Source organism: Candidatus Blochmannia sansabeanus (nom. nud.), from assembly GCF_059935345.1.
This window is the reverse complement of the sequence record NZ_CP011795.1, coordinates 490507-502914: the sequence shown is the minus strand read 5'-3', so window position 1 is coordinate 502914 and position 12408 is coordinate 490507. Positions and strand designations below refer to the sequence as shown.

The 12408-nt window shown below is 28.5% G+C and carries 10 protein-coding genes and 4 tRNA genes; 4 read left to right on the top strand and 10 right to left on the bottom strand.

Annotation, left to right across the window (positions count from 1 at the left end; translation table 11 throughout):
- Positions 1-90 precede the first annotated feature (90 nt).
- From Bsans602_RS02180 to Bsans602_RS02160, 5 genes are all read right to left on the bottom strand, one after another.
- Positions 91-1296 (bottom strand): amino acid aminotransferase, encoded by a 1206-nt coding sequence (locus tag Bsans602_RS02180; protein ID WP_500836899.1) that lies wholly within the window; start codon positions 1294-1296, stop codon positions 91-93.
- Positions 1297-1512: 216 nt separating this feature from the next.
- On the bottom strand, positions 1513-2919 hold the full coding sequence (asnS, locus tag Bsans602_RS02175; RefSeq protein ID WP_500836898.1) for an asparagine--tRNA ligase: 1407 nt from the start codon (positions 2917-2919) through the stop codon (positions 1513-1515).
- Between the two features lie 206 nt (positions 2920-3125).
- A complete protein-coding gene (fabA, locus tag Bsans602_RS02170; RefSeq protein ID WP_500836897.1) occupies positions 3126-3644 on the bottom strand; it encodes a bifunctional 3-hydroxydecanoyl-ACP dehydratase/trans-2-decenoyl-ACP isomerase in 519 nt (172 codons plus the stop codon).
- A gap of 561 nt (positions 3645-4205) precedes the next feature.
- A complete protein-coding gene (gene hspQ, locus Bsans602_RS02165; RefSeq protein ID WP_500836896.1) occupies positions 4206-4523 on the bottom strand; it encodes a heat shock protein HspQ in 318 nt (105 codons plus the stop codon).
- Positions 4524-4729: 206 nt separating this feature from the next.
- Complete coding sequence (locus Bsans602_RS02160) at positions 4730-5059, bottom strand: TusE/DsrC/DsvC family sulfur relay protein (protein WP_500836895.1); 330 nt, start codon at positions 5057-5059, stop codon at positions 4730-4732.
- Between the two features lie 350 nt (positions 5060-5409).
- Here Bsans602_RS02160 and Bsans602_RS02155 point away from each other — a divergent pair.
- Positions 5410-5493: transfer RNA gene (locus Bsans602_RS02155), tRNA-Ser, on the top strand.
- A gap of 226 nt (positions 5494-5719) precedes the next feature.
- Here Bsans602_RS02155 and Bsans602_RS02150 read toward each other — a convergent pair.
- Positions 5720-5793: transfer RNA gene (locus Bsans602_RS02150), tRNA-Lys, on the bottom strand.
- 303 nt (positions 5794-6096) lie between these two features.
- Between Bsans602_RS02150 and pgsA the strand changes: the two genes are divergently transcribed.
- From pgsA to Bsans602_RS02135, 3 genes are all read left to right on the top strand, one after another.
- Entirely contained in the window at positions 6097-6651 is a 555-nt protein-coding gene (gene pgsA / locus Bsans602_RS02145; protein WP_500836894.1) for a CDP-diacylglycerol--glycerol-3-phosphate 3-phosphatidyltransferase, read from the top strand.
- A gap of 225 nt (positions 6652-6876) precedes the next feature.
- A tRNA-Cys gene (locus Bsans602_RS02140) sits at positions 6877-6947 on the top strand.
- Between the two features lie 16 nt (positions 6948-6963).
- Positions 6964-7045 (top strand) — tRNA-Leu (locus tag Bsans602_RS02135).
- A 154-nt stretch (positions 7046-7199) separates the two neighbouring features.
- Here Bsans602_RS02135 and Bsans602_RS02130 read toward each other — a convergent pair.
- The 4 genes from Bsans602_RS02130 to rne form a co-directional block, all read right to left on the bottom strand.
- Complete coding sequence (locus Bsans602_RS02130) at positions 7200-7673, bottom strand: L,D-transpeptidase family protein (protein ID WP_500836893.1); 474 nt, start codon at positions 7671-7673, stop codon at positions 7200-7202.
- Positions 7666-8115, bottom strand: a complete 450-nt coding sequence (locus Bsans602_RS02125; RefSeq protein WP_500836892.1) for a L,D-transpeptidase family protein — start codon at positions 8113-8115, stop codon at positions 7666-7668. Before Bsans602_RS02125 ends, Bsans602_RS02130 begins: the two co-directional genes overlap by 8 nt.
- Positions 8116-8525: 410 nt before the next feature.
- A complete protein-coding gene (gene lpxL / locus Bsans602_RS02120) occupies positions 8526-9449 on the bottom strand; it encodes an LpxL/LpxP family Kdo(2)-lipid IV(A) lauroyl/palmitoleoyl acyltransferase (protein ID WP_500836891.1) in 924 nt (307 codons plus the stop codon).
- A 328-nt stretch (positions 9450-9777) separates the two neighbouring features.
- Complete coding sequence (gene rne, locus Bsans602_RS02115) at positions 9778-12294, bottom strand: ribonuclease E (protein WP_500836890.1); 2517 nt, start codon at positions 12292-12294, stop codon at positions 9778-9780.
- Positions 12295-12408: the final 114 nt, after the last annotated feature.

The following is a 12408-nucleotide window of genomic DNA, read 5'->3' as shown; positions in this document are numbered from 1 at the left end:
ATAACGTAGTTTCAGGGTATATACGTAAATGGAACAGATCATTATTTTATTTGCTAAGATGAAAACAATGATCTGTTTATTCAGATGTGGCTACGCTTCATTTAAAGTTTTAATAATAGATCTACACACATAGACGATATTATCACTTGATAAGCCAGCTAAGTTAATTCTGCCAGCGCCTACTAGATAGATACCGAAGGTGTCTCGTAGTTTCATTACTTGATTTTTATTTAATCCCATAAAAGAAAACATTCCACGTTGGTTTTTAATAAAACTGAAATCTATATTTTCGTTGTTATTTTGTAAAGTGTTAAAAAATGATTTTCGCATATTATTGATGTGTTCCCGCATGGTTTTTAATTCTTCTTCCCATATAGAACGCAAATTTTTGTTGTTTAATATTAAAGAAACAATAGATGCTCCATGAGCTGGTGGATTAGAGTAATTACCACGAATAATAACACGCAACTGACTTAACACTCGATTTGAATCATCGTTATTATTAGTTATTACAGTGCATGCTCCTATTCTTTCATTATATAATCCAAAATTTTTTGAATAAGAATTGCATACTATCAATTCTGCATTTTTTTTACAAAAAACATATAATCCTTCAATATCTTCTTTTAATCCACGAGAAAATCCTTGATAAGCTAGATCGAACAAAGGTAACCATCCATTTTTTTCCGATAATTCTGACAGAATATTCCATTGTTCAATATTAGGATCGATACCTGTAGGATTGTGGCAACAACAATGAAACAAAACTACATCATTAGATTTAACATTTTTTAAACTTGAATATAGTTCGTCAAAATTTAGTGAATGAGTTGTGTTATTATAATAAGGATAGGTGCATATTTCAAATCCTGCGGAGAGAAAGATATTTATATGATTTACCCAACTGGGAGAGCTTATCCATATTCGTTTGGATTTAGTATTTTTTACTATAAACTCAGCTGCTATACGTAATGCCCCAGTTCCTCCAGGTGCTTGAACGGTTCTTATGCGTTCTTTTGAAATAATTGAGCTATCATCATTTACTTCAAATAATAAACACTGAGTGGCTGTATTAAAAGAATGCATACCCTCTATGCTAAGATAATTTTTTGTGGTTTCATGTTTTAATAACCATTCCTCAGCTTGTTTAACACTAGTCAAAATAGGAGTATTTTTAATTTTATCAATGTATACGCCTATACCTAGATTTATTTTGTGTTTTCGTTCATCAGCGTCATAAATTTCTGATAAACCAAGAATTGGATCGGCAGGTGCCATTTTAATAGATTTAAACATAACGCACGTCCAAATTTATTGTAATTGTGCAGGATCTCCTATTTATATCAAAACTATTATTTTTTTCCAACTATTAATATTATATTTTTTAATTTAAATGTGAAATATAATGAATTTTATACTTTTGGATATTTATTATATCTTATAGATTATTTATTTTTAATATTGTAAAAACATATATTTTATTTATGTAAATTTATATAAATGTAATTTTTATTAAAAATTAATGTTATTTGGCACTCTAGGGAAAGGAATAACATCTCTAATATTTTTTATTCCTGTAACATATATCATCAATCTTTCAAAGCCTAGACCGAATCCTGAGTGAGGCACTGTTCCGTATCGTCTTAAATCGCGATACCACCAATAATTTTCCCGTGTTAAATTATTTTCTTGTAATCTTTGATCTAAGGTTGATAACCTTTCTTCTCTTTGTGAACCTCCAATTATTTCTCCAATTCCAGGGACTAAAACATCCATGGATGCTACAGTTTGATTATCATCATTTAAACGCATGTAAAAAGCTTTGATATTTTTTGGATAATTTTTTACCACTACGGGAGATTTAAAATATTCTTCTGATAGATATTTTTCATGTTCAGAAAATAAATCTGCTCCCCAATGTATTGGAATATCAAATTGTTTATTGCATATTTTTAATAATTTTATTGCTTCAGTATATTCTATGCAATTAAATTTAATATGAGTAAAGTTTTCTAATCGAGTGATGATATTTTTATCGATTTTATCAATGAAATATTTAATGTCATCATAGCGTTCTTTAAGGAGTATTATGATTATATTTTTAAGTAAAGATTCTGCTAAAACAATAATATCATCTAAAGTCATAAATGCTGCTTCTGGTTCTACCATCCAAAATTCAGATAAATGACGATTGGTATTGGAAAATTCTGCTCTAAAAGTTGGGCCGAAAGTGTATACTTTTGATAGTGCACAAGCATAGGCTTCAGCATTCAATTGACCTGATACTGTTAAAAAAGCTTCTTTACCAAAAAAATTACGGGTGTTATAAGTATTCGTTTTTTCTTTTGAGTTATTTAAAAATTTCTGGTTTTTTGAAGTAGAAACACAGAACATTTTTCCATTTCCTTCAGTATCATATGCAGTAATTATAGGCGTAGGAACCCATATAAATCCTTGTTTGTGCATAAAGTTATGAATAGCTTGTGATAATGTATGTCTGATGCGTGCAACAGCTCCAATTATATTGGTACGTGGTCTTAAATGAGAAACTTCACGTAGATACTTCATGGTGTGGTTTTTAGCTGTTATTGGATAAGTGCTGGGGTCTTCTATCCATCCTAATATTTTAACATTTTTTGCAATTACTTCGACACGTTGTTTCATTCCAATGGATTCAGATACGATGCCGTCAATTGTAACTGAGCAACCACTAGTCAAATGTAATATTTCGTTTTTATAATTGTATAAATTATCGTACGCAATTATTTGTAGTGGGGTTATACAAGAACCATCGTAGATATCAAGAAAGGAAATTTTAGCTTTAGAATCACGTCGGGTGCGAACCCAACCTTGTATAGTAATTTCAGTATTTTTCGATATATAACCGCGCAATATATCTGCTACTGATACTACATTCATATTATGGTCCTCCAAATTTTTTAAACTGACAATATTTCTGTGTTATTTATAATTTCAATTAAAACATACAATATTGTATGTTTTAATTGAATAAAGATATTACGAGATATAGTGTATATAACTTTTTGGGATATATTTGTGTCTGCGTCATAAATAATTGTTATAATTTAATACAGTATTTGATTTAATTAATATATGTAAGTATATCAGAATATTGTATTTTTTTTGAATAATCCAACTTTTAAGTCAGTTGCGGTATAAATTATTTTCCCATCACATAATACTTCACCATCAGCCATGCCCATAGTTAGTTTTCTGTTAATAATTCTGCGGAAATGAACAAGATAAGTAACTTTTTTAGATGTAGGCAAAATTTGACCAGTAAATTTTACTTCTTTTACTCCTAAAGCACGGCCTTTCCCTTCTCCTCCAAGCCACCCAAGATAGAATCCTACCAGTTGCCACATAGCATCTAATCCTAAACATCCTGGCATAACTGGGTCTTTTATGAAATGACAGTTGAAGAACCACATGTCTGATTGAATATCTAATTCTGCTTCTATAAATCCCTTATTGTAATTTCCCCCATTTTTAGTCATTTTTATTACTCGATCCATCATAAGCATATTAGGAGCTGGAAGTGTAGGTCCATTTTTGCCAAATAATTCGCCTCTGCTAGAAGCTAATAGATCTTCTTTTGTATATGATTCACGCCTATTAATCATAGTATATCTCATTCTATGTATGTATCTTCTTGTATTAAAGATAATAAAATATAATAATTACTAAATGTGAATACACCATACGGTGAAAAACAGTTATTTTATAATATATAGTTGTTTTATTAGATAATAAAAAATTTTTTATTAAAAAATTTTAAGTTATTACGATCTAATGAAATTTGGGTTTTATTATAAATAATTATAAATTAATTCTATTATATTTAACACGATCGTGATGTAATAAAATTTAGTATAATAGCTGGCGGTTTAATATTTGAGGTAGTAATTAATATATATAAAGTATGGAATCTATACCTTATAAAATTAGAGGAATGATTAGTTAAATCGTATAATTTTAATTATAGTTAATTATTGTGTTATTTATTGAATTTCATGCTGAGTCATAAGTAGGGGTAGATAGCAAAAATAAATTTAGAGTTGATTATAGTATATTATGGTAGTAGCTTAGTTAGTAGATAATCTGCTAGAAAAAGTAAATATAGTGGGTGCAATTATATATTTCATAAGATTCGCTATATAGCAGATTTTATGGTACATGAGTAGTTAATTTCTTAGTCGTGGTGTTTGAAGTTGTAAACGAATGGATGCAGAAAGTTCATCTAAAGTGCTTTGATCCGGATGTATATGGGTATCCTCGTATCCTAATTGTACTTCTGCTAAATAAGTATGTATAGGCTTTCCGTTTTCATCTTCCATCACGACATGATACCATGGAGATTTACGTAAAGTATCGTTTTTTGTAATTTCATCTAAAGTCGGTTTTTCAAGAGAATATTCCGGATCTATATCTATTACTACTCCTAGATACCCTAACAGTTTGTGTCGTACTTGTTGCCCGATCCCAAATTTACTAGTTATCATATAATCTCCTGTAAAATATTATCTATTGGGAACAATAGATATGGGACGATATAGTAAAATCAAGGGTAAATTATTATTAAGTGAATTAAATATAAATAAAGAATTATTTTTATTATTTAGTTTTGGAGAAGTGTAATGGATTCTATTTTAAACGTTGATTTTATAATAAAACAATTTATCTTAAATCCTAACCAGAATTTATTATACTATAAACATTTAACAGGTTTAGGAAGCCCTGAAATTTTTGCGATTTTTTGAGCTACAGATCCTTTTGGGAATAATCGAGCAAGAAATTGACTATTTCCTTTTTCTTGACCATATTTAAGTGCTATGGCATTAATTAATATTCTTATTTTTGGTAATGCGTTGAATTCCATGTAGAATTTACGTACGAAATATATAATTTCCCAATGTATCGTATTCAGTGTAATACCTTCTAGTTTAGCTATATTGATCGCAATATCTTCATTCCAGTCTTCAATATGAATTAAATAGCCTTGCTCATTAATATTTGCGTTTATTTGGTTGTATTTCATAAATTTCTCCCAAATTGTTTTAATCGTTGTTATTATTGAACAATAATACTCAGAAAGTTTAATAGTATTTAAATTTAAATATAAATAGAAGAAATATTCTTTATTGGTATGCGCATTTTAATAATTATATATTTTGTACAATTTTGTTATTAAATATATCTTATATATTAAGTTTAATATATACTTAATATTATTTTTAGATCATTATTTATGGGAATTATTTTTTAAATATTTGGTATTATCTTAAATATAAGACCAATAGTTTTGATTGTATACTTTTCATTTTATATAAAAATATGGATGTTGTACTGCTAGGAATTAACAGAACTAATTTTATTATTTTAATTTTTGGAGGAGTGGCCGAGTGGCTTAAGGCGCCGGTCTTGAAAATCGGTAGTGAAAAACATTCTAGAGTTCGAATCTCTACTCCTCCGAGAGATTGCATTAATTATGATGTTCAACAAGTATTTTATAAATTGATTAACATATTAGAATAATTAATATTATTGGCATGAGGATCATATTCAAAACATATAATTTTTATATTAATTATTTTATAGTAGTAGGAATTAGTATAAAACTACAGTGAATTTAAGAAGGTTTAGTATTATAAAATCTCATTGTATTATTATAGCAGGAAGATGGATCCGGGATTTACTCTGGGTCGTGTAGGATTTGAACCTACAACCAATTGATTAAGAGTCAACTGCTCTACCATATTGAGCTAACGACCCAATCACCTCTGTGGTAATAGTAACATACTAGAATTGAAATTGTAGCTCTGAGTATCGATTATTTTTAAAATTATGGCAATCTTGTTATGTATAACAACAATTTTGAGGTGTTTTGAAGATAATTTGATTTATTTGTGTTTTATACATAATATAATGGAAACTACGTGTCAGTGAATAATTACCGCATTTAATATAGCGTATATTTTGCAATATAAGTATGTTGTTGCTGTACGTATCTAATACGTAGCCAGGTTTAAAGATTAATAGTATTGTAATTATATTAAATTAGTTATTTTAAGTATTATGGATTTTATTAATATACCAACATATCTTACTTTATTTAGAGTTGTTGTAGCGCCATTGTTTACAATGTTGTTTTATTTACCCATGAGTTGGGCGCCGATGGTGTGCACTGTTACATTTTTTATTGCAGCTATTACAGATTGGTTTGATGGATTTTTAGCTCGCCGTTGGCAACAAACTACTAATTTTGGTAAATTTTTAGATCCAGTCGCAGATAAAGTGATGATAATTGCAGCGCTTGTTTTAATAGCTGAGCATTTTCATGTGTGGTGGGTTACATTACCCGCCTCTAGTATAATTATCCGTGAAGTTATTATATTAGCATTACGCGAATGGGTAGCGGGCATTGGTAGTAGTAATAGAATTAAAGTGTCTTGGATTAGTAAAATTAAAACATGTGTACAAATGTTAGCTTTAACTGCATTATTGTGGAGTCCTTATGAGTGGATAGTGATTGCAGGAGTTATTGCATTATATGTTTCGGTTTTATTAACGTTTTGGTCTATGTGCGCTTATTTATATTATGCGTGGCATCACTTATTTAGTAGTTGCTGATTTTGCATAATGTAATTGTGATATTGAAAATGGCTTTGATAATGGTTAATATTTCTAGTTTTTAAATCTAAAATTTATATTTTTAAAATTTAAATATTTAGTTGATCAGTGTAATCAATAATAAATTTATAATGGATTTTGTCGATGCATAAGTAAAGTGTATTAATGTTTAATTAATTTAATATGATTTTTAATTGTGTCACATTTGTTTTACGTTATTTATGTAGCGCGTTGGCAGAGTGGTTATGCAGCGGATTGCAAATCCGTGTAGCTCGGTTCAATTCCGAGACGCGCTTTTTGTGTTTAATAATAGCCCGGGTGGTGGAATTGGTAGACACAAGGGACTTAAAATCCCTCGGCTTTAGCTGTACGAGTTCGAGTCTCGTCCCGGGTAGGGTTGATTTAAAAAACGTGTGTACTAAAAGATTGTTTAAACATTAAAAATAGCTCTTTATTCAATTTAATAATAATTGGTTGTTATTAATTTATTTTGATACGAAATATTATATATACTTATGTGATATGATGACTGCAAGTGTTATTTGTTTTTAGTTTTTGCTAAGTTTGTGCGTAATATTTATCGGTATACCAGAACGATTTTCTAGTGCTTCATTAACTATTTTGTAATCTATGCTAGTATCATCAATTAAAATGGATGGTATCTTTTTTTTTAAATATGCTATTGCTGATGTGTTTAAATGATTTTCCTCTTTATCATGAGATAATGGATTATGGACTTCAAGATATTGCATGCCGTTTGTTTCAATAGTGCTTTTTATAGGTTCATTAATGAATTGCACTTTAGTACCTACAGGTACAATTTTAAAAAGAAATTCAATATCTTTGGGACGTAATCTAATACAACCGCGAGTTACTCTGAGTCCAATACCAAAGTTACTATTAGTTCCATGAATTGCATAGTTTTGACCTAAATATAAAGCATATAGTCCCATTGGGTTATCAGATCCTGCTGGAAATATTGTAGGCAGAACTTCTCCACGTTTGATATATTCATCACGCATATTCTTGGTAGGGATCCAAACTGGGTTTTTTTTTATGTTTTACTGAAGTTGTCCAGTAATATGGTGTTGCGTTTTCGATTGTTCCGATAGCAATTGGTAATATAATGACAGTATTACTATTTTCAGGATAGTAATATAATCGCATTTCAGCGCTGTTAATGACAATACCTAAATGGGGCGTGTTGGGTAAAATTAATTGGTGTGGAATGATTAGTTTTTTTTCTGAATCCGGAAGATATACGTCAACATTTGGATTAGCTTCTAACATATTACTAATTCCCACTTGAAACCGTTCAGAAAAAAATTCGAGAGGGTGTATATTGTTTTTAGGTGTGACAATTTCTAAATTTTTTCCAACTAATCTATTGCTACCCTCAGGTAACGTATAAACAATAGAATAGGCAAGATAATGGCTTAATAATCCTATTAGGGTAAATATCACATTATAAAAATATACTTTTACCTTCATAAATACTTGTATTACTGCTATTGAATTTATGTTTAAATTACATTTAATGTGCAACAACAAATATTGTGTACATTCATTTTTAATAGTTTTTAAAAAATTTAGTATTCATTTATAATCAAATAAAAAATTTATACCATACAACAAAATTATAGTCAATGTTGATAATATAAATAATAATTTTGTGTGTCGATTCGTAAAATTATTTTTTAATTAAATGAAAGTATCTTAAGAAACTATATTATATTACAAAGTTTTATGAATATGAGAACTGTGTCTAGTATTTATTTTTGTTGTTTTTATTTTGATCATATATGTAATTTTGTGGTTATTTGTTGATATTTAAATAATTTTATATTTTGGGGTATAACTTTTTATTTTATGAATTAATATAAAGAAGATTCTCCAGGTGGACGAGTTTTAAATCTACGATGTAGCCACATGTATTGATCAGGAGCTAATAGAATCACTTGTTCGATGACTTTGTTAATATGTTTGATCATATCAATATTGGTTTCTATAGGTATTTCATCTTGTTTGTTTGGTAAAATTAATAATTCATATCCGATAACATTAGGTAATCTGCGTGCTACAAAAGGAACAATTGCAGGTTTAGCTATTTTTGTGAGTATATAGGTTCCGATTGTACTTGCAGCATTTGATACCGCGAATAGGGGAACAAATACACTATTTTTATATCCATAATCGTGGTCTGGTGCATACCAAACAATTTCACCATTTTTTAAAGCTTTAATCATGCCTTTAATATTAGCACGATCTAACATCATTTTATTAGATCTTAATCTTCCTTTAGTTTGTAACCAATCTAATAATGGATTATTGTTAGGACGATAAACGCCAATGCCTGGATTTATTATACCTAAAATTCTAGCGCCTAATTCTAAGGTAAGAAAATGCATTCCGATTAGTAATATACCTTTATTTTTTTGTTGTGCTTGTATTATATTTTTTAGTCCGTTAATCTTAAACCAACGTTTAATTCTATGTTCTGACCAAAACCAAGCCATTCCAGTTTCAAATATTCCCATACCTATTGATTCACAATTTTTATTGAATAAATCTTTTTGCTCTTGATTGGGTAAATGAGGAAAACAGAGCTCTAAATTTCGTCGAATTATATGCATACGATTTAGCATAAAATATTTTGTAATACGACCAACTCTAGTACCAAGATAGTGTATTATGGGATAGGGGAGTAATACTAAAATATATAGTGTTCCTATTCCTAACCAAATAAACCAGAATCGTGGGTGTAAAAAAGAATAATTAAAAACTGGAAGTTTCTTCATGTCTAAGTAATTGTATCAAATGAATACATAAACGTATAAGTATATATTTATCAATAAATTGCGATTACTATATTATCTAATAAAATCTGTATAATTTTTAGTTAATAAAATTGTAAACATTCTTTATATACATGTTTTTAGGTAAAAAGCTATGTTTATGTTAATTAATCGTTTGTATTAAGTTGTGATAATATTATCTGATTTGTCTATCTTTTAAATAAGTTTATTTTATAAAAAAAATTAAAATTAATCTTTTAAGATTTAAATGTTTATCTAGACATATGTAAAATAATTGCATTAAAATTAATTTTTAGAAATTATTTAGTTACTATTTAATAGCATTATTGCATTTTTTATGATCATTTTTGTACTGACGTTGTTGTTGTAAGCGCTGTTTGAGATTTATACGAAAATGCCGAGAAGAACGGCGCAATCGACGAATAAGCCGTGGATAGTTACAGTGATTTTTCCCTTCTTGGTGATATATTTTATTAGAATGTGTAATATCATTATGATTGATATATGGATAGTGGATAACAGTATTATTAGTAGTTTTAGTATGTTTAGTAAAAGTAGTATTTAACTTAGTAGCTATGATTCTTTTTTCAAGAATATGGGAATGTGATGTATTATTTGTTTTATAATGGCTTATACTTATAGGCATTAATTCTTCGTTTGTTGTTATATTTATTGGATATTTAAATTGATTTGTTTTGAACCGTATCCAAGGTTCTAAGTTATCTATTTTCTTTAAGTTTTTATGTTCAATATCTTGGTTATATCTTTTTTTACATTTTTGTTCGGATATTTTTTTTATTATTTTTTTGATGGATAATTTTTGATTAAGATAGCCATAACCAAATTTAATTTTGTTAGTATTTTTAATAAATTTTGATAGAGATATAATGTTATTATTGTTTTTATCGAGATAATTTTTTATTTTTTCATTATTATTTAAGTCAATTTTATGTTGTATATTGTTATTATATTTTTTTTTACTATTATAATTAACATATTTAGAGTAATAATTTTGATGTAATTTATAATTATAATTTAAATTTTGGGATGTTTTGGTTTTATGTAAAAATTTAAAATATATCCAACTAATATATTTTTTTATTATTTCTAGTAATTTTTGTTTTATATTATTAAGCCATGAAATTTCTTTTTTTGATTTAGATTGTAACGTATAATTTATATCATGAAAAATATTATTGTAAGTAAATGTTACATTTGGAACGATATCTGTTTTTAGTCGTAGTTGTTCTGAATTATCAGTGTAAAATGAAGGCGTTGTTTCTCCTGATGATTGAATTGATTCATGATTTTGATTTGTTGCTAACAAATAACTTGGTTTGTTATTTATTTCTCCTTTGCGTATACGGCGTACTTCATAGTTTGGAGTTTTCATGTGTTCATAAGGAACTATGATAGCGCGTACTCCTTTTTGTCGTTGTTCTATATCGCTAATGGCTTTTCGTTTTTCATTAAGCAAATATGAGGCGATGACTACTGGAACGATAGCGTGTACTTCATAGGTATTATTTTTTAGCGCTTCTTCTTCAATTAAACGTAAAATAGACAAGGATAAAGATTCATTGTCGCGAATACTGCCTGTTCCGCTACAGCGTGGGCAAATATAATGACTTGATTCTCCTAATGATGTACTTAGCCGTTGTCTAGATAATTCTAATAAACCGAATTTAGAAATACGTCCTATCTGAATGCGAGCACGATCTTGATGTACTGCTATTTTTAAGTTATTTTCAATTTCACGTTGATGTTGAATTGAGGTCATATCTATAAAATCTATAACAATTAAACCAGCTACGTCACGAAGACGTAGCTGACGTGCTATTTCATCGGTTGCTTCTAGATTAGTATTAAAAGCTGTATCTTCAATATCTAATCCTTTGGTAGAACGTGAAGAATTAATATCGATTGCTGTTAAAGCTTCAGTGGTATCGATAACAATGGATCCTCCAGATAACAGTCGTACTTCACGTTGAAATGCTGATTCTATTTGGGACTCTATTTGATAGTGACTAAATAAAGGAATATCTCCGTTATATGATTTTATCTTTTTAGCGAAATCTGAACGACCTAAAGAAATTAGATGTTTTTTGGCTAGATTTAAAATTTGAGGATTATCAATTAAAATTTCTCCTATGTCTGGACGTAAGTAATCGCGAAATGCACGTACGATAACGTTACTGTCTTGATGAATTAAAAAAGGAGCTAGTTGATTAGTCGCGGTATTTTTAATAGTTTCCCAATGTTGTAAGAGAGAAGTTAAATCCCATTCTAATGCTTCAATAGATTTTCCTACTCCAGCAGTACGAATAATTAAACTCATTCCTTCGGGTAAATTTAAAGTAGATAGAGTTTCTTTTAATTCTACACGGTCATTACCTTCAATACGTCTTGAGATTCCTCCAGATTTAGGGCTATTTGGCATAAGTACTAAATAACTTCCTGCTAAACTAATAAACGTGGTTAGTGCAGCGCCTTTATTTCCTCTTTCCTCTTTGTCTACTTGTACAAGTAATTCTTGTCCTTCGTATAAAATTTCTTTAATATTAAATTTATTGTGGGAAGATGATGAAGAAATAAAATACTCATGAGTAATTTCTCTTATTGGAAGAAATCCGTGTCGTTCAGCTCCATAATCTACAAATACTGCTTCTAAACTAGGTTCTATTCGAATAATTTTACCTTTATAAATATTTGCTTTTTTTTGCTCATGACCTATCGTTTCAATATCTAGGTCATATAATCGTTGTCCATCTACTAATGCTACTCGTAACTCTTCTTTTTGAGTAGCGTTAATTAACATTCTTTTCATTATAATTTTTACTCAATGTTGATATATTGAAATGTAGATACTTTAATTTAAATATCTAATAGTTTTCAGTATTATTCTAAATTTGATATTCAATAGATTTTCAGTAATAACTTA